Consider the following 22,185-nt stretch of genomic DNA (forward strand, 5'->3'; position numbering starts at 1 on the left):
CCTTAAGGAGATCTCCAAAGTGCTGACCGTTGACTTCGCCCGGCTGCCCGTTGGGCCCGGGGTGCGGGTGCTCGATCTGGGCTGCGGCGGTGGCCGTCACGCCTTCGAGGTGCTGCGGCGGGGCGCGGACGTGGTGGCCTTCGACATGGACCAGACCGAGCTCGACAGCGTGAAGTCCATGTTCCTGGCGATGGAGGAGGCGGGCGAGGTCCCCGAGGGCGCCCACGGCGAGACCGTGCACGGCAACGCCCTGGAGATGCCCTTCGAGGACGCCAGCTTCGACAAGGTGATCGCCGCCGAGATCCTGGAGCACATCCCGGACGACATGGCCGCGATGCGCGAGCTGCTGCGCGTGCTCAAGCCGGGCGGCACCGCCGCGATCACGGTGCCGGCGTTCCTGCCTGAGCGCATCTGCTGGGCGCTGGACGAGGCCTACCACACCGCTCCTGGCGGACATGTCAGGATCTACACCCTCGCCGAGCTCCAGGCCAAGCTCAAGGCGACGGGGTTCGAGATCGGCCCGCACCACCACGCGCACGGCCTGCACGCGCCGTACTGGTGGATCAAGTGCGCGGTGGGCGTCAACAACGACGACCACCCGCTGGCCAAGGCCTACCACGAGCTGCTGGTCTGGGACATCATGAAGCGTCCCGCGGCCACGAGGATCGCCGAGGCGGTCCTCAACCCGCTGATCGGCAAGAGCGTGGTCCTCTACGTCAGGAAGCCATGATCTCCCGCTCTCAGGTCGTCCAGACCGCCAGGAGCATCGCGGCGATCCAGGGCGAGGACGGCGGCGTGCCGTGGCCCGAGGGGCATGTGGACGCCTGGAACCACATCGAGTGCCTGATGGCCATGTCCGTGGCCGGGCTCGGCGCCGAGGTTCGCAAGGGCTACGAGTGGCTCGAGCACCATCAGCGCACCGACGGCTCCTGGGCTTCCAAGATCCTCGACGGCCGTGCCGTGGAGGCCAACGGCGAGTCCAACCATGCCGCCTACATCGCCGTCGGCGTCTGGCACGAGCTGCTCGTCACCAAGGACGAGGCTTTCGCCGGGCGCATGTGGCCCGTGGTCAAGAAGGCTCTCGACTACGTGGTGGGCCTGCAGACCCCGCGCGGCGAGATCGTCTGGGAACGCGACGCGGTGGGCCGCGCCTCCGACTACGCGCTGCTCACCGGCAGCTCGTCGATCCACCAGGGGCTGCGCTGCGGCGTGCTGCTCGCCGATCACCTCGGCGATCCGCAGCCGCACTGGGAGCTGGCCGCCGACCGGCTGGCCCACGTGATCATGGCGCATCCCGAGGCGTTCGCCGACAAGAGCCGCTTCTCGATGGACTGGTACTACCCGGTGCTCGGCGGCGCCGTACGCGGGCCCGACGCCTTCGAGCTGCTGCACCGCGAGTGGGCCACCTTCGTGGTGCCGGGCCTGGGCATCCGCTGCGTCTCCGATCAGCCGTGGGTGACCGGGGCCGAGACCTGCGAGCTGGTGCTGGCGCTCGATGCGCTCGGCGACCGGGCACAGGCGGAGCGGCTGTTCGACGACATGCAGCACCTGCGGCACGACGACGGCTCGTACTGGACCGGCTGGCAGTTCGCCAACCGCAAGCACTTCCCGCACGAGCGGTCCGGCTACACGGCCGCCGCGGTGGTGCTGGCCGCCGACGCCCTGTCGGGGCTGACGCCGGCGGCGGGCATCTTCCGCGCCGCGGCCGCGCCGAGCGTGATCCCCGCCGACCCGGAGGCCTGCGGCTGCACCCCCGCACGCGCCTGACGGCCGAGCACCGGGGCCCAGGCACGCCCGCCCGCGCCTGACCGCCAAGCACCGGGGCCCAGGCACGCCCGCACGCGCCTGACCGCCGAGCACCCAGGCCCCGGGCACGCCCGCACGGGCCTGATCTGCCAGGACCCGAGTACGGCAGAGCAAGCCGATTTGCCGTTTCTTTACGGCGAATCCTCGGAGTGCCGCCCGCCAATCCCGTCATGCCCTTACTAGTTTCGGGACTGGCCACAAACGGCGTCTTCGGGGGAACAGTGGGCGCAACATCGCTCTTGGACCAGGTCTGGACCGAACCGGCACCAACCACGCCCCGTGGCCTGAGGCGCCTGCTGGTGATGGAGCCCGCCGAGGCCGAACTGGCCCGGTACCGTTTCCGCCTGCGCCCGGGCCCATCACGAGAGATCCTCGAAAGGGCGGAGAAGTCGTACATCTTCGGCTTCAACTCCGCCCTGGCCGACGAGACCCACACCATCGACACCATCTCCCCTGACCAGCGAGGATTCGCCTACGAGGGCGCGGCCAGCGCCTGCACGCTCCTCGATCTGGCCACACCGACCCGGGGCCGGCGCCTGCACGAGCTACAAACCGGCCCCGCCAAACGTCACGCGCACGCCGTCCACCTGGGCGCGGGCCGGGCCTATGCCCGGGTGCCCGTGCGCAGGACCTTCGCCCGCCTGGAGCCGTTGCTGCGGTGGGCGGCGCTGGACGGCTATGGGTTCCAGCGGGCGCTCACGCTCACCGACCAGACGGTGGGCAGGCGCATCATGCCGAGCCTGCGCACCCGCGCCGAGTGCGCGATCGCCGACCAGGGGCTCGGGCGCCTGCTGTGGTTCCACGAGTGCGCCGCGCCCGAGGATGTCGCGGCCCGCATCTGGTCGTTCCCGGCGACGCGGCGCGGCGACCTGTGGAGCGGGGCGGGGTTCGCGGCCACCTCCGTCGGCGGCGCCGACTCCGACGAGCTGTGCAGCCTGGCCTTCCACGCCTCGACCGACGGATTTCGCGCCCACCTGGCCCAGGGCAGCGCCTTCGCGGCGGCGGCCTGGCTGCGCTCCGGGCACCTGCCGGCGCACACCGCCCAGGCGGTGCAGCTCCTGACCGGGGTGGAGGCCGACGACGCGGCGGCGCGCGTGGACCGGGCCATGATCGCGCTGGGCCACGACCCGCGGACGGCCGACGACTACCTGAGCTGGCGTGCCCACACGAGAAAGGCGTTCACCCGACGAGGCTGAACGCACCAAACGGCCGAATGCGCCAAACGGCCGAGCGCACCCAAACGGCCGAACGCACCAAACGGCCGAGCGCACCCAAACGGCCGAAAGCACCAAACCGGCTGAGTGCACTCCGAGCGCTAGACGCGCTCCAGCACCCGCAGCGAGCCTTCCACCATGACCTCCTTGAACCCTTCGTCGAGCGCCCGGAGGTAGACCCGGTAGGGCGCCTGGCCGCCGTCGGCCGGATCGGGATAGATGTCGTGGAAGACCAGCGCGCTGCCCGCCTCGACGAAGCGCGCCCAGCCCTCGTAGTCGCGGGTGACCGGCTCCTCGGAGTGCCCGCCGTCGATGAAGAGCATGCCCAGCGGCGTGTTCCACAACGCCGCGACCCGCTCGGAGCGACCGACGATCGCGACGACCTCCTCCTCGAGCCCGGCCGAGGCGATGGCGGCGCGGAAGAAGGGCAGCGAGTCCATCTTGCCGAAGCGCGGGTCGACGAGGGTCGGGTCGTGGTAGGCCCAGCCGGGCTGGATCTCCTCCGAGCCGCGGTGGTGGTCGACGGTGACGACCACGGATCCCGCCTCGCGTGCGGCGGCTCCCAGGTAGATCGCCGACTTGCCGCAGTAGGTGCCGATCTCGCAGATCGGGCCCCGCGTGCCGTACCGGACAGCCGTCTCGTAGAGGGCGAGTCCCTCGTTGTCAGGCATGAAGCCCTTGGCCTGCGCGGCGGCGCGCCGGAGATCCTTGTCCATGGTCGCCCACCCTATTCCACCCGAACAAAGCTCTTGTACGACATTCTGGAACCTGTTCTACTTGGCTCGTGAATCAGCGCGCCCGCATCGCGATGACCGAGGACGAGGTGGCCGCCTTCCTCGCCGCGTCACGCAAGCTCCAGCTCGCGACCATCAACCCCGACGGCACACCGCATCTGGTGACGATGTTCTACGCCCTCGCCGACGGCAAGATCGGTTTCTGGACCTACGGTAAGGCTCAGAAGACGCTCAACATCGCACGGGACCCCAGGGTGAGCTGCCTCATCGAGGCCGGAGACGACTACAACGAGCTGCGCGGCGTGCTGCTGTACGGCATCGCCAAACAGGTCGAGAAGACCCTCGACCTGGGTCTCGACATCGCCAGGCGCATGACGCCCGGCGTGCCGGACGACCTGCTCCTGCCGTACGTGGAACAGACCGGGAGGAAGCGCGTGGCCTTCGTCGTCGAGCCCACCCGGGTGGTCTCATGGGACCACAGGAGGCTGTGATGAAGATCAAGGTCGATTACGACGTCTGCGAGGCGAACGCCGTCTGCATGGGCCTGGCGCCCCAGGTGTTCGACGTGGACGACGACGACAACCTGCACGTGCTGATGCCCGAGCCACCCCCAGAGCTGGCGGACCGTGTGCGCCACGCGGTTCGTTCCTGCCCCAAAGCCGCCCTCTCACTGGAGGAGTGATCCGAGTATGCGCGCCGCTCTCGTCCACGCCGCAGGCGATGACAAGCTCGATATCCGTGACGACGTCACCCTGACCCCGCTGGGGCCGACCGACGTCCGAGTAAAGATCAAGGCGACCGGCGTCTGCCATTCGGACCTGTCGGCCATGAGCGGCATCCTGCCCCAGCCGATGCCGCTGGTGCCCGGCCACGAGGGCGCGGGCGAGGTGCTCGAGGTCGGCGACCACGTGGAGACCGTCAAGCCGGGCGATCACGTCATCATCAACTGGCGTCCCGCCTGCCAGCAGTGCGAGCTGTGCGTGGGCGGCCAGCCGTTCCTGTGCATGAAGTACGTCATCGAGTCGTTCACCACCGCCAGGCTGCGCTACGACGGCGACAAGCAGGTGTTCGGCATGGCCGGATGCGGCACCTGGGCCGAGGAGGCCGTCGTGCCGTGGCAGGGCGCCATCAAGATCGACGAGGACGTGCCGTACGAGGTCGCCGCCCTGATCGGCTGCGGCATCACCACGGGCGTCGGCGCGGCGCTGAACACCGCCAAGGTCAAGCCGGGCAGCACCGTCGCGGTGATCGGCTGTGGCGGCGTGGGCCTGTCGGTGATCCAGGGCGCCCGCATCTCCGGCGCCCGCGCGATCCTGGCCGTCGACCCGCTGGAGTCGAAGCACGCCCTGGCCAGGAAGGTCGGCGCCACCCACACCTGCACGCCCGAGCAGCTGATGGAGGCGATCGGCGAGGTCACCGGCGGCACCGGCTTCGACTACGGCTTCGAGGTCGTCGGCAAGTCGGCGTCGATCATGAGCGCCTGGCAGGCCACGCGCGCGGGCGGCGACGTGGTCGTGGTCGGCGCGGGCGCGATGGACGACATGGTCTCCATCTCCGCCTTCAGCCTGCTCTTCGAGGGCAAGCGGCTGCTGTCGAGCCTGTACGGCGAGTCGGACGTGCGCCACGACTTCCCCCGCTTCGCCAAGCTCTGGCGCTCGGGGCACCTGGACCTGGAGTCCATGATCAGCGCCAGGATCAAGCTGGCCGACCTCAACGACGCCGTGGACGCCCTGCGTGGCGGCGACGTGCTGCGCCAGATCGTCGTCATGGACTGATCGTCCGGGTTAATCCCCATACAGCGAAGCCCGCTGCCCCTGATAGACCAGTCAGGTAGCAGCGGGCTCACTGTGTCAGGAGCAGCCGTGGAGATCGTGGTCCTCGTGATCGTCGTCGGTGCCGTGATCTGGCTGATCGACCGGTCGCGCAAACGCAGGCCGCAGCCCGCCCGGCCCTCCTCCCCCGTACGGCAGGCGGCCGGGCACCTGCTGCCCACCTTCAAGGTGGTCGCGCTGGGAGTACCGGGATCGGGCAAGACGGCGCTGCTGGCCAGCATGTTCTACCGTCAGTGGGCGCCCAGGCCCGAGCTGGGCAACTACTACTTACGCCTGCCCCACTCCGACGCCCTCTATCTCAGCTCCCTCTATCGCGAGATCTCCGACCCGACCGGGCTCTGGCCGTCGGGCACCGGCGTGGGCCAGGAACGGGAGTTCGAGTTCGGCTGCATGCTCCAGCTCGACGGCACCCACCACGAGCTGGCGCGGATCAAGTACATCGACTACGCGGGCGAGCTGCTGACCGAGGCGAGTCCCGAGCACCTGTCGTCGTTCGAGGTGCTGCTGCGACACGTCGAGGAGGCCAGCGTGATGCTGGTCATCATCGACGGCCTGCGGCTGCGCCAGTGGTTCGACGGCCACGTCAACGCCGCGTTCCGCCTCGACCTGGCCATCCGCCCCTACATCCAGCTCGCCCTGCGGGCCACCTGCCCCGTGCAGTTCCTCATCACCAAGTGGGACCTGCTGCAGCCGATCGGTTTCGACGATCGGGAACGGCTGCGCAAGTGCCGCGACGCGCTGCTGTCCAACGAGGCGTTCCGCGCGCTGGTGATGACGCACAACCGCGACCGGATGTTGCGCCTCATCCCGGTCTCCGCGGTCGGGTTCGGTTTCGCGGATCTGGCCCCGAGCGGGCACGTGGTCAAGCGTGCCGACGCCGAGGCCAGCCCCACCTACGTCGAGATCCCGCTGTGCGCGGTCGTCCCCGACCTGTTCCAGCAGGTTGAGCACGCCATGGACGAGGCCGCCCGCACCCAGGTGATGGGCGAGCTGCAACGGCTGATGGGCCGGGGCGGCGGCTGGGTGAACCTCGCCGCGCCCGGCATGGCCCAGACCCCCGCTCGCAGGCTCCTGCGGAGCCTGGCCGGGACCGTCCCCAACGGCAGCCTGGCCGCCGAGTCCGTCGAACTGCTCGCCGAGTGGCTCGCCAGGCCGCTCATCCAGGAGCGCGAGGACGCCCTGCGCCAGGTCGACGCCTTCGCGCTCCAGCGTGCCACCATCCTGCGGGCTCGCTCGGCGCTGCTGGAGATCATGCGCCGCCAGGTGGTCATGCTGCAGGAGCATCTGCCGGAGTCGGTCCTCTCCTACGAGCTGCGGTACCTTCCGTGAGCCGGGCCTGGCCGTTCCTCTACGGCAGGGGGCGGGAGCGGGGTTACCGGCTGCTGATCGTGCCGGGCCTGCTCACCGACCCGGCCGCGCTGGGCTGGCTGGCCCGTGCCGCCTCCAGCGGGCGCGACGGCGAGCGGGCCGAGCGCATGCCCGACGGGCTGGCCGTACGGCTGGCGGTCAGGTCGGAGGTGGTCGACGGGGAGCTCGACGAGTTCGGCAGGCCGCTGCGGATCAGCTACGGGGTGGTGAGCGAGACCGCCGTGTCATTGCGCGACGTCGATGCGGCGCGGAAGCTGGCGGTGGGTGTCTATCGGGAGTTCCTCGACGCCGAGGAGTCCTTCCAGCCCCGCACGGCTCAGTCCCTGCCCGGGGTGAGGCAGGTGCCGGCTGCCCGCCTGGCCGCTGAGCCGCCTGCCGTGGCGCGTGCCGTACCGGGCGTCACGCGTGCCGTACCGCGGCCCGGCCCGCCTTCGCGCCTGCGCCTGGTGGCCGTCGCGGGAGCCGTCGCCGTCGCCCTGCTGGCCTTCCTTCTCGTCAGGTCCCTGCTCGCGGGCGCCGCCGAGCACTCGCTGCCCACCGCGGGCACCGTCGACCTGGATCTCCTGACCGGCGCGAACACCCCCGGATCCGCCGACCTCACCGTCACCCAGAGCGACGGGAAGATCTACTTCGAGCCCCCGCCGGGCGCGGGGCTGACCCAGGGCGGCTGCCGCCGTCCGGAGGGTCCCGGAGGGCGGGCGCGGGCCGTGCCAGGAAGCCGGTTCTGCGTGACGACGCCGGACGGCACGGCGTACGAGCTGCGGGTGCGCGCCATCACCCCGCGGGAGATCCTCGCCGAGGTGGACGGGCCCTAGCCCATCGCGGCGATCTGGATCAGGTTGCCGCAGGTGTCGTCGAACACGGCCGTGGTGACCGGTCCCATGGCCAGCGGCTCCTGCGTGAACCGCACGCCCAGCGCGCTCAGCCGCTCGTACTCCGCCTGGACGTCGTCGACCGCGAACGACGTGGCGGGGATGCCGTCGTGCAGCAGCGCGTCGCGGTAGGGCTTGACCGCCGGGTGGTCCGACGGCTCCAGGACCAGTTCGGTCCCGTCGGGGTCGCCCGCCGAGACCACGGTCAGCCAGCTGGCCTCGCCCATCGGGATCTCGGTCTTCTTCACGAATCCCAGCGTCTCGGTGTAGAAGGCCAGGGCCTTGGCCTGGTCGTCGACGTAGACGCTGGACAGGTGGATCCTCATGGCCGGTCCTTCCTGAGCCATCGCGCGACGACGCGCTCGATCGGCTCGGTGTCGATGTCGTGGAACTTGTAGCGGCCCTGCCTGCGGGTCCTGACCAGGCCCGCCGCCTCCAGCACGGCCAGATGCTGGCTGACGGCCTGCCGGGAGGAGCCCAGGCCGTGCTTGGTCGCCAGCCGCGTGCAGATCTCGAAGAGGGTCTGCCCATCGCGCTCGCTCAGCTCGTCGAGGATGATCCGGCGAGTCGGGTCGGCGAGCGCCTTGAACACATCATCGGGCATGACTCCACAATAGGCAAGTCGCTACTTGCCTATCAAGGCCGATCTCCGGTACTGCCCGGGCGTGCCGCCGCTCCAGGCACGGAAGGCCAGGTGGAAGCCGACATCGGAGCCGTAGCCGACCCGCTCGGCGATGCGTCCGTGCGGCAGCCTGGTCTCCACCAGGAGCCGGGCGGCCTCCTGCATACGGCGGGCGGTCAGGTGCTGCATCGGCGGCTCCCCGACCAGCTCGCGGAAGCCGGAGGCGAAGGCCGAGCGCGACATCCCGGCCTCGGCGGCCATCGACTCCAGTGTCCACGGCTCGGCGAACCTGGTGTGCACGGCCAGCAGGGCCCTGCCGATCGCGGGGTGGCGCAGGGCGCGCAGGACCGGCACGTCGCGCTCCTCCAGGGCCGCGCGCAGGGCCAGGATGAAGATCAGCTCGAAGGCGCGCAGCACCACCAGGGCCGCGCCCGGCCGGTCCTCGGCCCACTGCTCCCCCAAGTGCTCCAGCATGCCCGCCAGCAGGGGCTGGCTCTCGACGACCTGGCGTTCGAGCACGATGAGCTCGGGCAACGCGCGATACAGCGGAGCGGCGGCCAGGGGCTCGTAGTGCAGGCCGCCGCAGAGGAGCTCGGTCGCCTCGCCTGGGCCGTCGATCCGCAGTGCCCTGACGGCGCCGGGCTCACGGTCGGGGAGCACCTGCGCCAGCGGCACGGTCACCTGCCCCGGCCGGTCGGCGAGCCGGTGCGAGACCCCGTGCGGGAAGATCGCCAGATCGCCGGCTCCGAGGCGCACCGGCTCGCCGTGCCGCGGAGCACAGGCGTCGCCGGCCAGCACACACAGCGGATCGCCCGGCGCCAGTTCCACCACGCACGATCCGCTCCGCACGTAGTGGAGGATCGCGCCGTCCTCCCGCTCCCCCACCACGCCCCACGGGGCACGCAGCGACCACGAGCTGTGGAAGACGCCGCGCAGCCTCATCGGGGTGAGCAGCTCGCTCAGCAGGTCGGCCATTGGACGATCCTTAAATATCAGCAGATCTCACTTTATCGAGCGTAGCCCGCCGCCTCACCATAGTGGTCTCCATGACGACATATCTGGTCCTTGGCGCCCGAGGCAGCCAGGGCGGCGCGGTGGCACGACGGCTGGCCGGCACCGGTCACGAGGTGCGCGGCCTGGTCCGCGATCCCGGCGGCCTGCCCGGCGGGGTGAACGCCGCGATCGCCGACCTGGCCGACCCGGCCCAGGTGAAGGCGGCCTTCGACGGCGTCACCCACGCCTCGGTCACCCTCCCCATGGTCTTCGACGCCGACGCCACGACCCGCTACGTGGACAACATCGCCCGCGCGGCCCAGGCCGCAGGGGTACGGCGCCTGGTGCTCAACACCTCCAACCGGCAACCCGACCGGCCGACCGGGGTGCTCATGTTCGAGACCAGGCGGGCCGCCTCCGAGACCCTGCTGGCCTCCGGCGTGCCCACCGTCGTGCTGCGCCCGCCCGTCTACCTCGACAACCTGCGCGCTCCCTGGGTGGCGGGACCTCTGGAGCAGGAAGGAGTCCTGAGATACCCGCTGCCCGCCGGGCTGCCGGTCGCCTGGCTCAGCCATGACGACCTGGCCGCGCTGACCGAGGCCGCCCTGCACCGGCCGGGCATCGACGGGGAGGCGCTCGACATCGGCGGCCCCCGGACGGTCACCGGACCCGAGCTGGCCGCCGCCTTCTCCGCCGCACGCGGACGCGAGATCACCTACCAGGCCCTGGCGCCCGCGGACTTCGAGGCGGGCCTGAGCTCCACCTTCGGCCCGCGGGTCGCCGCGGGCATCGCGGCGACCTACCACTGGCTGGCGGAGCACGGAGACGACAAGATCTTCGCGGGCACCGCGGCCGACCGGCTCGGCGTCTCGCTCACGCCGCTCGAGGAGGCACTGCGATGAACGACAGGGACGCCTGCGAGGCGGAGATCGTGGCGCACCACGAGGTCATCGAGGGATGGCTGCGCGGGACAGTCGACGACTTCGCGCTGTTCGAGAGGGCCCAGGCGGCCGGCTTCACCCTCAACGAGCCCGGTGGCGCCCGGCTCGACCGGGGCCGGGTGATGGAGTGGGTCGAGGGCGCGCGCGGCTCGGCGCCCGACCTCAAGATCACGATCGTGGATGTACGGCTGGTCGCGGCGGGCGAGACGCATGTCGTGGCGGACTACATCGAACGCCAGCCCACCGGCGACCGCCGGGCCACGGTCGTCTTCGTCAGGGACCGGGAAGCCCGTCACGGGCTGCGGTGGCTGCACCTGCACGAGACCTGGACGCACGACTGACCCCGGGGATCAGGACCGGCGGAGGTAGAGGTCGCGCAGCAGGGCGATCTCCGCGCCGTGGTGGATGGCCTCCCGGTTGATGTGGAGCACCAGCGCCGCGCGCGGCGCGTCGGGGAACAGGGGCTCGGCCTCGCGGCACGGCTCGGCCAGACCGTCGGCGTCGAGGGAGCGCACCCCCTCCGCCCAGCCCGCGTAGGCCCGGTCGAGCTGCTCCAGCGCCTCCTTGGCCGTGCCGGCGTACGGATGGGTGTCGTAGCCCGTCTCCGGCCCGCCGAAATGGCGTGCCGTACGGGTGCCGAAGACGCCCACGATGACGTGGGCCATGCGCCAGGCGATCGTGGTGACGGGCGGCGGAGAGGGCTCCGGGTGGACGAAGTCGATCACCCAGTCACCCGGGCCGAAAACGGCGCGCCCCTCGGGAACCTGGTCGCGGCGGCGGATGTTCCAGCAGCCGCCGGCGGGCTCCCACAGGTACTCCGCGTCGGTGAGGCCGTCGAGGCGGGGGCGCAGGTGGCGGGTCCAGTGCCAGTCGAGCTGGTCGTACAGCTCCTTGGTCCAGTCGACGTTCATGCACCAAGGATTACACCGAAGTGCCGACAGAATCGGCGCCGTCCGTGCTGGAGGCCTGCCTCCAGCACGGACGGGACGGCCGGAGCCGGCAGCGGGTCAGTCGCTGGAGAAGGCGGCGTCGAAGGCGGCCGTCGGCGGGGTGATCGCGTTGAGCCTCCTGATGTAGGCCAGCGCCTCGGGAGCGCCGTCGAGGCGGTCCATGCCCGCGTCCTCCCACTCGATCGAGATGGGCCCGTCGTAGCCGATCTGGTTGAGCGCCCGGAAGCAGTCCTCCCAGGGCACGTCCCCGCGTCCGGTCGAGACGAAGTCCCACCCGCGGCGCAGGTCGGCCCAGGCCAGGTGCGAGGAGAGCCGGCCGCGGCGCCCGTCGCCCACGCGGACCTTGGTGTCCTTGCAGTCCACGTGGTAGATGCGGTCGGCGAAGTCGAGGATGAAGCCGACCGGGTCGAGGTCCTGCCAGACCATGTGCGAGGGGTCCCAGTTGAGTCCGAAGGCGGGGCGGCGCCCGATGGCCTCCAGCGTCTTGACCGTGGTGACGTAGTCGTAGGCGATCTCGCTCGGGTGCACCTCATGGGCGAAGCGCACGCCGACCTCGTCGAACACGTCGAGAATGGGGTTCCACCGGTCGGCGAAGTCCTGGTACCCGGCCTCGACCATGGAGGCGGGCACGGGCGGGAACATCGCCACGGTGTGCCAGATGGAGGAGCCGGTGAAGCCGACGACGGTGTCGACGCCGAGCGCCGCGGCGGCGCGTGCGGTCGTCTTCATCTCCTCGGCCGCCGCCCGCCGAACCTCCTCGGGGTCTCCCGTGCCCCAGATGTGCGCGGGGAGTATGCCCTTGTGACGCTCGTCGATGGGGTTGTCGCAGACCGCCTGGCCGACGAGGTGGTTGGAGATGGTCCACACCTTGAGGCCGTACTTGTCGAGCTGGGCCTTCTTGGCGGCCACGTAGCCGGAGTCGGCGACCGCCTGCCGTACGTCGAAGTGATCGCCCCAGCAGGCGATCTCCAGTCCGTCGTAGCCCCATTCGGCGGCCAGCCGGCACACCTCGTCGAAGGGCAGGTCGGCCCACTGGCCTGTGAAAAGCGTGACCGGTCTCATGCTGGGATCTCCCTGTAGGTGCCGTTGCTCTGCTCGACCGCTTCGAGGACCTGCTGCACGCGCAGCCCGTCCGCGAAGGAGGGGGAGGGGTCGGCGCCGGTGCCGATCGCCTCGAGGAAGTCGCGGATCTCGTGGGTGAAGGTGTGCTCGTAGCCCAGGCCGTGGCCGGGCGGCCACCACGCGCCGACGTAGGGGTGCTCGGGCTCGGTGACGAGGATCCGCTCGAACCCTCCCGAGCCGGACGACACCCACAGCTCGTTCATGGCCTCGAAGTCGAAGGCCAGCGAACCGTCGGATCCGTTGACCTCGATGCGCAGGGCGTTCTTGCGCCCGGTGGCGAACCTGGTGGCCTCGAAGACGCCCATCGCACCGCCCGACATCCGGGCCACCCAGGCGGCGGCGTCGTCGACGGTGACGGTGCCCTTGTCGGCCGCGGCGGAGGCGCCCAGGCCGTCGGAGGCGCCCGCGAGGGGGCGCTCCTTGATGAAGGTCTCGGTCAGCCCGGTGACGCCGACGATGTCCTGGCCGGTGATGAACTGCGCGGTGTCGATGATGTGGGCGCCGATGTCGCCGAGGGCGCCGGAGCCCGCCTTGTCCTTCTGCAGCCGCCACACCAGCGGGAACTCGGGATCCACGATCCAGTCCTGCAGGTAGACGGCCCGCACGTGCCGTACGGTCCCGAGCCTGCCCGAGTCGACGAGCTGCCGGGCGAGCGCGACGGCGGGCACGCGGCGGTAGTTGAAGGCCACCATCGACCTGCCGCTCGACTTGGCGGCGGCCTCGGCCATCGCGGCCGCCTCGGCGACCGTGTTGGCCAGCGGCTTCTCGCACAGCACGTGCTTGCCCGCCTCCAGGGCGGCGATGGCGATCTCGGCGTGGGAGTCGCCCGGCGTGCAGATATCGATGATGTGGATGTCGTCGCGCTCGATCAGCGAGCGCCAGTCGGTGGTGTGCCCGGCCCAGCCCATGCGCTGCGCCGCCTGCGCGGTGGCCTCTTCCGAGCGTCCGCAGACGACCCGCATGGCCGGGGCGACCGGCAGGTCGAAGAAGGCGGTGACGTTGCGCCAGGCCTGGGAGTGCACGCGTCCCATGAACGCGTACCCCACCATCCCGACACCGAGCGTGGAGTCAGTCATACGTCCTCACAAGCCGATACGAGCCGATTGATGTTGTCGGGCGACAGGTAGTGCTCCCGGGCCAGGATGCCCGCGCCCCACGCGGCGGCGTCGACGCCGGCACGGCTGGGCACGATGGTCAGGTGCTGGGTCGCCAGGGGCAGCGAGCGGCGGTAGACCGTTTCGCGGATCCCGGCGAGCAGATGATCGTGGACACGCGAGAGCAGCCCGCCCACGACGACGACCTCGGGGTTGAAGAAGTTGACCAGGCCCGCCAGCACCTCGCCGATGAGCCTGCCCGCCTCGCGGACGGCACGCAGGGCCTGGACGTCGCCCTGCTGGACCAGGGCCACGACCTCGGCGCCCGATTCGACGCCGAGCGCGCGGGCCAGGGCGGCCCCGCCCGCGACGGCCTCGAGGCAGGCGCTGTTGCCGCAGCGGCAGCCCGCTTCCTCGTGGCCGCTGACCCTGATGTGCCCGATGTCGCCCGCCGAGCCCTGGGCTCCCCTGTGCAGCCTGCCCTCGGCGACGATGCCGCAGCCGATGCCGGTGCCGACCTTGACGAACAGCAGGTGGCGGGTGCCGGGGAAGGCGTGCCGGTGCTCGCCCAGCGCCATGAGGTTGACGTCGTTGTCGACCAGGACGGGCACGTCCGGGAAGAAGGCGGGGACGGGGTAGTCGTTCCAGCCGGGCATGATCGGCGGGTTGTTGGGCCGTCCGGCGGCGAACTCGACGGGTCCGGGCACCCCGATGCCGATGGCGGTGAGGGTGCGCTCGCCCAGCAGCTCGTCGACGCGCTTCTTGACGTGCGTGAGCACGGCCTGCGGGCCTTCGGCGATCTGCAGCTGGTCCTCGGCGGTGGCCACGGTCGTGCCGCCGAGGTCGGTCAGCGCCACCCGGCAGTGGGTGGCGCCGAGGTCGACGGCGGCGATCGTGTGGTCTTCCGTGCGCAGGCGCAGCTGCCGGGGCGGCCGGCCCCCGGTGGACTCGCCTCCGGTGGTCTCCTCGACCAGGCCGCAGTCGATCAGCGCGTCGACGCGCTGGGAGACGGTCGATCTGGCCAGACCGGTGAGCCTGGCCAGATCGGATCGGGTCGTCGCGGACCCCGCGCTGATGAGGGTGAGCACATCACCGGGTGAGCCCATGGCGCGACTCTAGAAGCCCGTTTCCGCCGAATCAAGACGGACTTTCGCCGATCGTCGAACAAAGTGGCCGGGCTAGAGCATCGCCTTCATCGAGTCGGCGGCCGACAGCACGTACGGCTGCTCGGCCATGATCGAGGACCAGTTCTCCGCGATCGCCTCCGGGGTGTCGACGCCCTTGGCGCCGGGTCCCTCGGCGACGAAGACCCGCGCCACCTTGCCGCCGCCGACGCTGAAGACCTCGCCCGAGGCCTCACAGCTGTCGTGCGCCAGGTAGGCCACGAGCGCGCTGACGCGCTCCGCGGTGAACTTGGCCTCGAACTCGGCCGGCAGCAGTGACTCGGTCATCCGGGTCCAGGCGATCGGGGCGATGGCGTTGGCCCTGATGCCGCTGCGCGCGCCCTCGATGGCCAGGGTCTTGGTCAGCCCGACCAGGCCCATCTTGGCGGTGGAGTAGTTGGCCTGGCCGAAGTTGCCGAACAGGCCGGCGGGGCTCGACGTGTTCACGATGCGGCCGTAGCCCTGCTCCTTGAGGTAGGGGTAGGCGGCCTGGCTGACCAGGTAGGAGCCGCGCACGTGCACGGCGAGCACGGAGTCGAACTCCTCGACGGTCATCTTGCCGAACGACTTGTCGCGCAGGATGCCCGCATTGTTGATGACGATGTCGACCTTGCCGAAGGCCTCGACCGCCGCCGCGACGATGGCCCGCGCGCCCTCGGGGGTGGCGACGTTGTCGGGGCTGGCCACCGCCTGGCCGCCGTTCTTGGTGATGAGCTCCACCACCTCGGCCGCCGGGCCCGTCGACGCCCCGGTGCCGTCGAGCGCCCCGCCCAGGTCGTTGACGACCACCTTGGCGCCCCGCTCGGCCAGCAGCAACGCGTGTGACCTGCCCAGCCCGTGCCCGCCGCCGGTGACGATCGCGACCTTGTCCTCGAACCGCAACATGCCAGCCCTCCAGCTCTGCTCCGAAAGAGAACATCATTCTAGTACGGGCGCTGATCGTTGCGGATAGTGATCGAACCGCTCTTTCTCTGCTAAAGTTTTGGACCCCGCAACGGGGCGGTGGCAACGGCGGCCCCTGCTCTCCCCTCTCGCGGGCTGGAGGACTTATGCCCTTCCGCGTGGTCCAGTGGGCGACTGGTGCTGTCGGCAGATACGCCCTGAGAGATGTCCTGGCCCGAGCGGATCTGCAACTGGCGGGAGTCCTCGTCTACGACCCCGACAAGATCGGCCTCGACGCGGGCGAGCTGGTGGGCGCCGGACCCACGGGAGTGGTCTGCACCGACGACGTCGAGCGGGTCCTCGCCCTCGACGCCGACTGCGTGCTGCACATGCCGCTGCCCTCGTCGTACTTCGACGGCAGCCACGGCAACGACGTCGAGACGATCTGCGCCCTGCTCGCCTCCGGCAAGAACGTCATCACCACCACCGGGTTCGTCTACCCCAAGAACTACGGGCACCGGGTCCTGGAACGTATCGAGGCCGCCTGCGCGCGCGGCGGCACCTCCTTGCACGGCACCGGCATCAACCCTGGCTTCATGAGCGACTTCCTGCCGCTCGCCCTGTCGGGGCTGTCGAGCCGCATCGACCACCTGTACGTCCGCGAGTCCTCCGACTTCCGCGGCCATCCCTCGCGCCAGATCGTGGTCGACCTCATCGGCTTCACCCGCTCGGCCAAGGACTACACCGCGGCCGTGCGCCCCTATCGAGCGTTCCAGCGCGCCCTGTTCGCCGAGAGCGTCCAGCTCGTCGCCGACGCGCTCGGCGTCGTCCTCGACGAGGTCGAGGAGACCGACGAGTTCGAACTCGCCACCGAAGAGTTCGAGATCTCCGCCGGACTCGTCCGCGAGGGCACCGTCTGCGCCTCCCGGTGGATCTTCTCCGGCCTGGTGCGCGGGCGGCCCTTCATGACGATCGAGTGCGTCTACAAGGCCGACTCCACCCGCGTCGAGCGCTGGGCGGAACCCGGGTTCACCATCCACATCGAGGGCGTGCCGCAGATGACGGTCGCGGTCGAGGAGGTCAGCCACGGCCTGGCCGCCGCGGCGGCGCACGCGGTCAACGCCATCCCGGCGGTGGTGACCGCGTCGCCCGGCATCAAGACCCTGCTCGACCTGCCCCTGCCGACCGGCCGCGGAACGGTCCGCCTCGCCTGACGGACCGCCCCGGGCGTGACTACAGGGCGCTCTCCCTGAACTGCCCGAACTTGCCCCGGTGGTAGAGCAGCGGCCGTTCCTGGTGCACGGCCGTCTCCAGCACCTCCCCCACCACCAGGACGTGGTCACCGATCTCGTGCGTGGCGTACGGCCGGCACACGATGTGCGCCGCGGCCCCCTCCAGCAGCGGCGTCCCGTACTGGCAGGGCCGCCACCTCGTCGGCTCGCCGAACCTGTCGATGCCGCGCCTGGCGAACCTCGTCGCCAGCGGCGCCTGGTCACCTCCCAGCACGTTGACAGTGAAGTGGTCGGCCAGCCGCAACCACGGCCACGTGGTCGACTCCCTGTCGATGGAGAACTGCACCAGAGGCGGGTCGAGGCTGGCCGAGGTGAACGAGGTGGCGGTGAGCCCGACCGGCACACCCTCCGAGTGCGCGGTGACGATGACGACTCCGGCGGCGTGCTGGGCCAGCGCGCTCCTGAAGCTGTCGGCGTCGATCATCACGCTCATCGGGCCACCTCCTGGGCGACCCGGATCTGCGGCGCCACCCGCCGCGCCCAGCCGTCCAGCACGTCCAGCTCCGCGAGCTCCGACTCCAGCAGGGCCAGCCCCGGCGTCGGCACGTGGGCGCCCAGTTCCACCAGAAGCGGCCGGAAGTGGGCCTCGACCGCCAGCGCGTGCCTGGCGTCACCCATCACCAGCACCGGCACCGCCGTACGCCCGGCCAGCGCGTTGGGCGGCAGCCGGTCCACGAAGGCCTTCAGCAGCCCGGTGTAGGTCGCCTTGTAGGTCGGGCTGGCGAACACGATCACACTGGCTCCCCGCACCAGTTCCAGGGCGATCTCCAGGGCGGCGTGCGCCCCGGGGGCCAACAGCGCGGGACCCAGCGCCGACAGGTCGACGGTGTCGCGCGGCCCGGTGTGTTCCAGGCGCTCGACGAGCGCGTCGGTCACCGCCTGCGCGGCGGCTGCGGTACGTGACCCCGCTCGGGGGTTTCCGATCACGGTGACGATGCTCACGCTGCCTCCAGCCCGTAGTGGCCGCGCAAAGTGCGCGACTCGTACTCCTTGCGGAACAATCCGCGAATCTGCAGTTCGGGCACCACGTAGTCGACGAAGTCGGCCAGCCCTCCCGGCAGCAGGGGCGGCATGATGTTGAAGCCGTCCGCCCCGCCGTACTCGAACCACTCCTGGAGCTGGTCGGCGATCTGCTCGGGAGTGCCCGCGACCACGCGGTGGCCGCGCCCGCCGGCCAGGCGCTTGATGAGCTGGCCGATGCTCAGCCCTTCGCGCCTGGCCAGGTCCAGGACCAGCCGCTGCCTGCTCTGCTGGCCGTCGGGGTTCTGGGTGAGGTCGGCGGGCAGCGGCCCGTCGAGCGGATGGTCGGACAGGTCCACGCCGAAGATGTTCGACAGCTGCTGCACACCGTAGGCGGGGATGATCAGTTCTTCGAGGTCGCGTTCCAGCCTGATCGCCTCGCGTTCTGTCGAGCCGATGATCGGCGAGACGCCCGGAAGGATCTTGAGCTCACGCGGCTCACGCCCGTAGGAGTGCAGGCGGCCTTTCAGGTCGGCGTAGAACTCCTGGGCGTCGGGCAGGGTCTGCTGCGCGGTGAAGACGGCCTCGGCGAAACGGGCGGCGAACTCCTTGCCGTCCTCCGAGGAGCCGGCCTGCACCAGCAGCGGGCGCCCCTGCGGCGGGCGCTGGACGTTGAGCGGGCCCCGGACCTTGAAGTGTGTGCCCTCGTGGTCCAGCGGGCGGATCTTGGTGGTGTCGGCGAAGACGCCCCCGCGCCTGTCGGCCACGATGGCGTCCTCGCTCCAGGAGTCCCACAGGTTGATCGCCACCTGCAGGAACTCCTCGGCCCGGTGGTAGCGCACGCCGTGCGAGGGGCGGGTGAGGCCGAAGTTGGCCGCCTCGGCCTCGCCCGCGCTGGTGACGATGTTCCAGCCCGCCCGGCCGCCGCTGATGTGGTCGAGGCTGGCGAGCTTCCTGGCGACGTGGAAGGGCTCGTTGTAGGTGGTGGAGACGGTGGCGATCAGGCCGATGTGGTCGGTCACGGTGGCCAGGGCGGCCAGCAGGGTGAGCGGTTCGAGCCCGCCGAGGGCGTTGTGCCTGGCGTTGCCCCACAGGGCCAGTCCGTCGGCCAGGAAGATCGAGTCGAGCTTGCCCCGCTCGGCGGTCCTGGCCAGGTCTTGGTAGTGGCGGATGTCGGTGATCCGGCGCGGCTCCGTACTCGGATGGCGCCAGGCGGCCTCGTGGTGGCCGACCCCCATCAGGAAAGCATTCAGGTGCATGGTCACGATTTGTCCCTAGAGAGATACGAGTAGGGGCGGAATCGGGATCAATGACACTGGGCGCTCGCGACGCGGCAGTAGTCGACGTGCGCGCGCCGGGTCAGGACCTGGCTCATGTCCATGAAGCTACGGAACGGGCCGACTTAAGTCAATATTTCCTACAGGATTTACATGAAATGCCAGAGGTCCGGTTCGCCCGCGACCCTCCGCACCCGGCCCTTGGCCTCCAGCCACGCCAGGTGGGCCAGGGTCTCGTTGTTGGCCGCGCGCTTCATGAACGGCGGGATGGTGTCCCACGGACGCGACCAGGTGAGCCTGGTGGCGACCTCCCAGCACGTCACGCCGTCGCCGTCGGCGACCACGCGCTCCACCTCGTCGAGCCGTTCGCGGTGGTGCGCCATGACGTAGTCGACCCGCTCGGCCAGCTCCAGGAAGCGGTATTCGTGCGCGGGCAGCACCTCGTCGACCTCGAAGCTCTTCATCGCCTTCAGCGAGTCGAGGTAGTCGGCCAGCGGGTTGGCGCCCGACTGCGGGTGCACCGCGACGATCGGCGTGATCTTGGCCAGCACGTGGTCGCCGGAGAACATCAGCCTGCGCTCCGACGACACGAAGCACAGGTGGCCGGGCGAGTGGCCCGGCGTCCACAATGCCCGCAGGTCCCATCCCTTCAGCCCCACGGCCTCCTCGTGCTCGATCAGCCGGTCGGGGATGGCCGTGGAGACCATGTGGCGGATCATCATCGACGCCCCGGCGAGCTCGTCGAGCGTGAGCTCCGGCACGCCCGACCTCACCAGCAGCGCCCGCTCCCGCGCGACCAGCGACTCGATGAACTCGTCGTCGTAGCGGTCGCGCAGGAGCCCCGCGTCGGCGGGGTGCAGCCCGATCCAGGCGCCCGACACCTCGCGGATGCGCCCGGCCAGCCCGTAGTGATCGGGATGGATGTGGGTGACGAGCACCGCCTTCACATCCGTGACCTCGAATCCGGCCACGGCCAGCCCGTCGGCGAGAGCCTGGAACGCCTCGTCGGTGTTCCATCCGGCGTCGACGATCGCCACGCCGTCGGGCAGTTCGAGCGCGTAGACCAGGACGTATCGCAACGGATTGATGGGAATCGGGACCGGAATGGACCACAGGCCGGGCCGTACCTTCTCGACCGGGGGCAGCTCGCCGCCCAGCCATGCGGCCCGCTGCGCTTCGTTGGCCGCCGTCACCACGAACTTCGTCATCCCACCATTCTTACAGAATCTTGTTCTGCTGTGGCGGGCGCGGGGGGCTTCGGCATCCGGACGAACAGCAGGAGCGACAGCGTCACGACACCCGCCGACAGCGCCCATGCCACGCTCACGCCGTACGCGGCGGCCATCGCACCCAGGAGCAGGTTGGCCAGGCCGCCGCCCGCTTGGAGTGCCAGCGAGCTGATCGAGGTGACGGTGGTGCGCTGGGCGGAGGTGACGGCGTTGTGCGTCATCTCCTGGAAGAACAGCCCGGCCACCGCGAGACCGGCGAACATCACGACATAGGCGCCGGCGGCGCTCACCATCCCGGCGGCTCCGGCGAGCCCCGCCGTGGCCGACAGGGCCGCGATGGCCAGCGCGACGACGGCGACACTCGCCACCGCTCCCCTGCGGCCTCCGCCGAGCACGCGGGCGGCCCACGGAGCCAGGGCGGAACCCGCGGAGCTGCCGAAGAAGCCGAGCGCCGCGACCAGGGCGTAGGCGGTGGCGCCCAGCTCGGTGCCACCGGCGAGCGAAGCCAGCCGTCCCGGCGTCAGCAGCTCGACCGAGACGAGCGCGATGCCGTCGGCGACGGCGAAGAGGGTCAGGCGCCGCAGCAGGGAGCCGCCGAAGGCGAGCCGTACTCCCGAGACGATGGTGAGTGGCACCTCGCGCAGGACTCCGCCCAGCCCGCGGCGCCCGTGCGGAGGCTCCGGCATCGCGAACACCGTCACGACCAGCTGGCCGACCGCGGCGACCGCGGCCAGCAGGGGAGGTACGGCCAGCGGCTCGATCGTCCCGCCGGGCACGGCCAGCGGTGCGAAGCCGCCCACCAGCACACCGAGACCCAGCGAGAGCGAGCCCATGGAGGCGCCCAGCGACAGGCCCGGCTTGAGGTCGGCGGACGATCCACGGGCGGCGTGGAGCGTGTCGACGTACCAGGCCTCGGCGGGGCCGCTGCTGAGGGCCCTGGCGACGCCCTTGAGCGCCGCCGACAGCACGAACAGCCAGATCGTGGTCGCGAAGGCCAGCGTCAGCAGGCCCACCGCCATGATCGCGGCGGAGGCGATCAGCACGTTGCGGCGGCCGATCACGTCGGACAGGCCGCCGGTGGGCAGCTCCAGGCTCAGCGTGACGACGGAGTAGACGGTCATGACCAGGCCCACCTCCGCCAGGCCGAGCCCGCGCTCGGACATCAGCAGGACCATCGAGGGGATCATCAGCGCGGCGGGGAGCCACATCAGGAAGCTGACAAGGGCGAAGCGGCGGCGAGCGGACTCGGGGGTGATCATTTGTCGTCGTCCTCCTGCCCGGCACGGCGCGGGTATGCGGCGAAGTACAGGCTCACGTCCTCGGCTCCGTCGCCGTATTCGCGCTCCATCTCCTCCCTGAGCTGCTCCAGCCGCCGATGGAACTCCCTCACACCGGCGGCGCTGAGCCGGACGAAGTAGTCGCTCATCCCGGCGACGCCGATCCAGTCCGCGGGCCAGCTGGCGTTGCGGAAGTCGCCCATGACCCTGGCCAGCCCCTCGATCTGACGCGCCTCCATGATCGACAGCGCCTCGCGGCCCTCGGGCGTCTCCGACATCTGCCGGGAGTCCCACGAGGTGTACTGGTGCCTGGCACGCCAGAGCCGCTCACGGCCGTCGGAGGAGGGCTCCTCCTCGATGAAGCCGAACTTGGCCAGCTCGCGCAGGTGATAGCTGGTCGAGCCCGAGCTCTCGTCGACCTTGCGCCCGAGCTGGCTGGCGGTGGCGGGACCCTCGGCGCGCAGCAGGCCGAGAAGCCTGACCCGGAGAGGGTGGGCCACGACCTTCAGCACCCGGGGGTCGCTGATCACGTAGGACTCGTCCATGCCTCCACGATA

26 protein-coding genes are annotated in these 22,185 nt (G+C 70.7%); 11 read left to right on the forward strand and 15 right to left on the reverse strand.

The window, feature by feature from the left end; translation table 11 throughout:
• The first annotated feature begins 19 nt into the window (after positions 1-19).
• From HNR30_RS27690 to HNR30_RS27700, 3 genes are all read left to right on the forward strand, one after another.
• Complete coding sequence (locus HNR30_RS27690) at positions 20-730, forward strand: class I SAM-dependent methyltransferase (protein ID WP_181612921.1); 711 nt, start codon at positions 20-22, stop codon at positions 728-730.
• On the forward strand, positions 727-1,767 hold the full coding sequence (locus HNR30_RS27695; protein WP_181612922.1) for a glycoside hydrolase family 15 protein: 1,041 nt from the start codon (positions 727-729) through the stop codon (positions 1,765-1,767). The genes HNR30_RS27690 and HNR30_RS27695 overlap by 4 nt, the downstream gene beginning before the upstream one ends.
• Positions 1,768-2,105: 338 nt before the next feature.
• Positions 2,106-3,002, forward strand: coding sequence for a DUF1702 family protein (locus HNR30_RS27700; RefSeq protein ID WP_220134010.1), 897 nt, complete (start codon positions 2,106-2,108; stop codon positions 3,000-3,002).
• Positions 3,003-3,121: 119 nt separating this feature from the next.
• On the opposite strand, the gene HNR30_RS27705 is transcribed toward HNR30_RS27700, so the two are convergent.
• Positions 3,122-3,736: a class I SAM-dependent methyltransferase gene (locus HNR30_RS27705; protein WP_181612924.1), complete on the reverse strand. Its 615-nt coding sequence runs from the start codon at positions 3,734-3,736 to the stop codon at positions 3,122-3,124.
• A 68-nt stretch (positions 3,737-3,804) separates the two neighbouring features.
• Between HNR30_RS27705 and HNR30_RS27710 the strand changes: the two genes are divergently transcribed.
• From HNR30_RS27710 to HNR30_RS27730, 5 genes are all read left to right on the forward strand, one after another.
• Positions 3,805-4,245 carry a pyridoxamine 5'-phosphate oxidase family protein gene (locus tag HNR30_RS27710; RefSeq protein WP_181612925.1) on the forward strand — a complete coding sequence of 147 codons (441 nt, stop codon included), beginning with the start codon at positions 3,805-3,807 and terminating at the stop codon, positions 4,243-4,245.
• Positions 4,245-4,436, forward strand: coding sequence for a ferredoxin (locus HNR30_RS27715; RefSeq protein ID WP_181612926.1), 192 nt, complete (start codon positions 4,245-4,247; stop codon positions 4,434-4,436). Before HNR30_RS27710 ends, HNR30_RS27715 begins: the two co-directional genes overlap by 1 nt.
• A gap of 7 nt (positions 4,437-4,443) precedes the next feature.
• The gene (locus HNR30_RS27720; protein WP_181612927.1) at positions 4,444-5,529 is read left to right on the forward strand and encodes a Zn-dependent alcohol dehydrogenase; all 1,086 of its coding nucleotides are present in this window, start codon (positions 4,444-4,446) and stop codon (positions 5,527-5,529) included.
• Positions 5,530-5,616: 87 nt separating this feature from the next.
• Positions 5,617-6,915 carry a hypothetical protein gene (locus HNR30_RS27725; protein ID WP_181612928.1) on the forward strand — a complete coding sequence of 433 codons (1,299 nt, stop codon included), beginning with the start codon at positions 5,617-5,619 and terminating at the stop codon, positions 6,913-6,915.
• Positions 6,912-7,769, forward strand: coding sequence for a hypothetical protein (locus HNR30_RS27730; protein ID WP_181612929.1), 858 nt, complete (start codon positions 6,912-6,914; stop codon positions 7,767-7,769). The genes HNR30_RS27725 and HNR30_RS27730 overlap by 4 nt, the downstream gene beginning before the upstream one ends.
• Here the strand turns inward: HNR30_RS27730 and HNR30_RS27735 are convergent.
• The 3 genes from HNR30_RS27735 to HNR30_RS27745 are packed head-to-tail and all read right to left on the reverse strand — an operon-like array spanning position 7,766 to position 9,423.
• Positions 7,766-8,152: a VOC family protein gene (locus HNR30_RS27735; RefSeq protein WP_181612930.1), complete on the reverse strand. Its 387-nt coding sequence runs from the start codon at positions 8,150-8,152 to the stop codon at positions 7,766-7,768. The genes HNR30_RS27730 and HNR30_RS27735 overlap by 4 nt on opposite strands.
• Entirely contained in the window at positions 8,149-8,430 is a 282-nt protein-coding gene (locus tag HNR30_RS27740; RefSeq protein WP_181612931.1) for an ArsR/SmtB family transcription factor, read from the reverse strand. The genes HNR30_RS27735 and HNR30_RS27740 overlap by 4 nt, the downstream gene beginning before the upstream one ends.
• Before the next feature lie 21 nt (positions 8,431-8,451).
• Positions 8,452-9,423: an AraC family transcriptional regulator gene (locus tag HNR30_RS27745; RefSeq protein ID WP_181612932.1), complete on the reverse strand. Its 972-nt coding sequence runs from the start codon at positions 9,421-9,423 to the stop codon at positions 8,452-8,454.
• 71 nt (positions 9,424-9,494) lie between these two features.
• Here HNR30_RS27745 and HNR30_RS27750 point away from each other — a divergent pair, with 71 nt between their 5' ends.
• A complete protein-coding gene (locus tag HNR30_RS27750) occupies positions 9,495-10,343 on the forward strand; it encodes an SDR family oxidoreductase (RefSeq protein ID WP_181612933.1) in 849 nt (282 codons plus the stop codon).
• Positions 10,340-10,723: a DUF4440 domain-containing protein gene (locus HNR30_RS27755; protein ID WP_181612934.1), complete on the forward strand. Its 384-nt coding sequence runs from the start codon at positions 10,340-10,342 to the stop codon at positions 10,721-10,723. Before HNR30_RS27750 ends, HNR30_RS27755 begins: the two co-directional genes overlap by 4 nt.
• Before the next feature lie 9 nt (positions 10,724-10,732).
• Here HNR30_RS27755 and HNR30_RS27760 read toward each other — a convergent pair whose 3' ends face one another.
• From HNR30_RS27760 to HNR30_RS27780, 5 genes are all read right to left on the reverse strand, one after another.
• Positions 10,733-11,293 carry a DinB family protein gene (locus HNR30_RS27760; RefSeq protein ID WP_181612935.1) on the reverse strand — a complete coding sequence of 187 codons (561 nt, stop codon included), beginning with the start codon at positions 11,291-11,293 and terminating at the stop codon, positions 10,733-10,735.
• A gap of 96 nt (positions 11,294-11,389) precedes the next feature.
• Positions 11,390-12,394 carry a sugar phosphate isomerase/epimerase family protein gene (locus HNR30_RS27765; protein ID WP_181612936.1) on the reverse strand — a complete coding sequence of 335 codons (1,005 nt, stop codon included), beginning with the start codon at positions 12,392-12,394 and terminating at the stop codon, positions 11,390-11,392.
• Positions 12,391-13,530 carry a Gfo/Idh/MocA family protein gene (locus tag HNR30_RS27770; RefSeq protein ID WP_181612937.1) on the reverse strand — a complete coding sequence of 380 codons (1,140 nt, stop codon included), beginning with the start codon at positions 13,528-13,530 and terminating at the stop codon, positions 12,391-12,393. The genes HNR30_RS27765 and HNR30_RS27770 overlap by 4 nt, the downstream gene beginning before the upstream one ends.
• Complete coding sequence (locus tag HNR30_RS27775) at positions 13,527-14,654, reverse strand: ROK family transcriptional regulator (RefSeq protein ID WP_181612938.1); 1,128 nt, start codon at positions 14,652-14,654, stop codon at positions 13,527-13,529. Before HNR30_RS27775 ends, HNR30_RS27770 begins: the two co-directional genes overlap by 4 nt.
• A 72-nt stretch (positions 14,655-14,726) precedes the next feature.
• Positions 14,727-15,596, reverse strand: a complete 870-nt coding sequence (locus HNR30_RS27780) for an SDR family NAD(P)-dependent oxidoreductase (protein WP_181612939.1) — start codon at positions 15,594-15,596, stop codon at positions 14,727-14,729.
• Positions 15,597-15,760: 164 nt separating this feature from the next.
• On the opposite strand from HNR30_RS27780, the gene HNR30_RS27785 reads away from it, so the two are divergent.
• A complete protein-coding gene (locus HNR30_RS27785) occupies positions 15,761-16,807 on the forward strand; it encodes an NAD(P)H-dependent amine dehydrogenase family protein (protein ID WP_181612940.1) in 1,047 nt (348 codons plus the stop codon).
• Positions 16,808-16,826: 19 nt separating this feature from the next.
• Here the strand turns inward: HNR30_RS27785 and HNR30_RS27790 are convergent, their stop codons facing one another.
• The 6 genes from HNR30_RS27790 to HNR30_RS27815 all read right to left on the reverse strand — a co-directional run bounded on the left by HNR30_RS27790 (position 16,827) and on the right by HNR30_RS27815 (position 22,173).
• On the reverse strand, positions 16,827-17,318 hold the full coding sequence (locus tag HNR30_RS27790) for a flavin reductase family protein (RefSeq protein ID WP_181612941.1): 492 nt from the start codon (positions 17,316-17,318) through the stop codon (positions 16,827-16,829).
• Positions 17,315-17,827, reverse strand: a complete 513-nt coding sequence (locus HNR30_RS27795) for an NADPH-dependent FMN reductase (protein ID WP_181612942.1) — start codon at positions 17,825-17,827, stop codon at positions 17,315-17,317. Before HNR30_RS27795 ends, HNR30_RS27790 begins: the two co-directional genes overlap by 4 nt.
• The gene (locus HNR30_RS27800; RefSeq protein WP_181613099.1) at positions 17,824-19,104 is read right to left on the reverse strand and encodes an LLM class flavin-dependent oxidoreductase; all 1,281 of its coding nucleotides are present in this window, start codon (positions 19,102-19,104) and stop codon (positions 17,824-17,826) included. Before HNR30_RS27800 ends, HNR30_RS27795 begins: the two co-directional genes overlap by 4 nt.
• A 167-nt stretch (positions 19,105-19,271) precedes the next feature.
• Positions 19,272-20,330, reverse strand: coding sequence for an MBL fold metallo-hydrolase (locus HNR30_RS27805; RefSeq protein WP_181612943.1), 1,059 nt, complete (start codon positions 20,328-20,330; stop codon positions 19,272-19,274).
• Positions 20,327-21,610 (reverse strand): MFS transporter, encoded by a 1,284-nt coding sequence (locus HNR30_RS27810; protein ID WP_181612944.1) that lies wholly within the window; start codon positions 21,608-21,610, stop codon positions 20,327-20,329. Before HNR30_RS27810 ends, HNR30_RS27805 begins: the two co-directional genes overlap by 4 nt.
• Complete coding sequence (locus HNR30_RS27815; RefSeq protein WP_181612945.1) at positions 21,607-22,173, reverse strand: winged helix-turn-helix domain-containing protein; 567 nt, start codon at positions 22,171-22,173, stop codon at positions 21,607-21,609. Before HNR30_RS27815 ends, HNR30_RS27810 begins: the two co-directional genes overlap by 4 nt.
• Positions 22,174-22,185: the final 12 nt, after the last annotated feature.

This window comes from Nonomuraea soli (assembly GCF_013761175.1).
GTDB lineage: Bacteria > Actinomycetota > Actinomycetes > Streptosporangiales > Streptosporangiaceae > Nonomuraea > Nonomuraea soli.

What these genes read in the sequence shown, in the direction of transcription:
- HNR30_RS27695 (WP_181612922.1), top strand. Translation starts at nt 727, where the DNA reads ATGATCTCCCGCTCTCAGGTCGTCCAGACCGCCAGGAGCATCGCGGCG.
- HNR30_RS27705 (WP_181612924.1), bottom strand. Translation starts at nt 3,736, where the DNA reads ATGGACAAGGATCTCCGGCGCGCCGCCGCGCAGGCCAAGGGCTTCATG.
- HNR30_RS27715 (WP_181612926.1), top strand. Translation starts at nt 4,245, where the DNA reads ATGAAGATCAAGGTCGATTACGACGTCTGCGAGGCGAACGCCGTCTGC.
- HNR30_RS27720 (WP_181612927.1), top strand. Translation starts at nt 4,444, where the DNA reads ATGCGCGCCGCTCTCGTCCACGCCGCAGGCGATGACAAGCTCGATATC.
- HNR30_RS27735 (WP_181612930.1), bottom strand. Translation starts at nt 8,152, where the DNA reads ATGAGGATCCACCTGTCCAGCGTCTACGTCGACGACCAGGCCAAGGCC.
- HNR30_RS27740 (WP_181612931.1), bottom strand. Translation starts at nt 8,430, where the DNA reads ATGCCCGATGATGTGTTCAAGGCGCTCGCCGACCCGACTCGCCGGATC.
- HNR30_RS27745 (WP_181612932.1), bottom strand. Translation starts at nt 9,423, where the DNA reads ATGGCCGACCTGCTGAGCGAGCTGCTCACCCCGATGAGGCTGCGCGGC.
- HNR30_RS27750 (WP_181612933.1), top strand. Translation starts at nt 9,495, where the DNA reads ATGACGACATATCTGGTCCTTGGCGCCCGAGGCAGCCAGGGCGGCGCG.
- HNR30_RS27755 (WP_181612934.1), top strand. Translation starts at nt 10,340, where the DNA reads ATGAACGACAGGGACGCCTGCGAGGCGGAGATCGTGGCGCACCACGAG.
- HNR30_RS27760 (WP_181612935.1), bottom strand. Translation starts at nt 11,293, where the DNA reads ATGAACGTCGACTGGACCAAGGAGCTGTACGACCAGCTCGACTGGCAC.
- HNR30_RS27765 (WP_181612936.1), bottom strand. Translation starts at nt 12,394, where the DNA reads ATGAGACCGGTCACGCTTTTCACAGGCCAGTGGGCCGACCTGCCCTTC.
- HNR30_RS27770 (WP_181612937.1), bottom strand. Translation starts at nt 13,530, where the DNA reads ATGACTGACTCCACGCTCGGTGTCGGGATGGTGGGGTACGCGTTCATG.
- HNR30_RS27775 (WP_181612938.1), bottom strand. Translation starts at nt 14,654, where the DNA reads ATGGGCTCACCCGGTGATGTGCTCACCCTCATCAGCGCGGGGTCCGCG.
- HNR30_RS27780 (WP_181612939.1), bottom strand. Translation starts at nt 15,596, where the DNA reads ATGTTGCGGTTCGAGGACAAGGTCGCGATCGTCACCGGCGGCGGGCAC.
- HNR30_RS27785 (WP_181612940.1), top strand. Translation starts at nt 15,761, where the DNA reads ATGCCCTTCCGCGTGGTCCAGTGGGCGACTGGTGCTGTCGGCAGATAC.
- HNR30_RS27790 (WP_181612941.1), bottom strand. Translation starts at nt 17,318, where the DNA reads ATGAGCGTGATGATCGACGCCGACAGCTTCAGGAGCGCGCTGGCCCAG.
- HNR30_RS27800 (WP_181613099.1), bottom strand. Translation starts at nt 19,104, where the DNA reads ATGCACCTGAATGCTTTCCTGATGGGGGTCGGCCACCACGAGGCCGCC.
- HNR30_RS27805 (WP_181612943.1), bottom strand. Translation starts at nt 20,330, where the DNA reads ATGACGAAGTTCGTGGTGACGGCGGCCAACGAAGCGCAGCGGGCCGCA.
- HNR30_RS27810 (WP_181612944.1), bottom strand. Translation starts at nt 21,610, where the DNA reads ATGATCACCCCCGAGTCCGCTCGCCGCCGCTTCGCCCTTGTCAGCTTC.
- HNR30_RS27815 (WP_181612945.1), bottom strand. Translation starts at nt 22,173, where the DNA reads ATGGACGAGTCCTACGTGATCAGCGACCCCCGGGTGCTGAAGGTCGTG.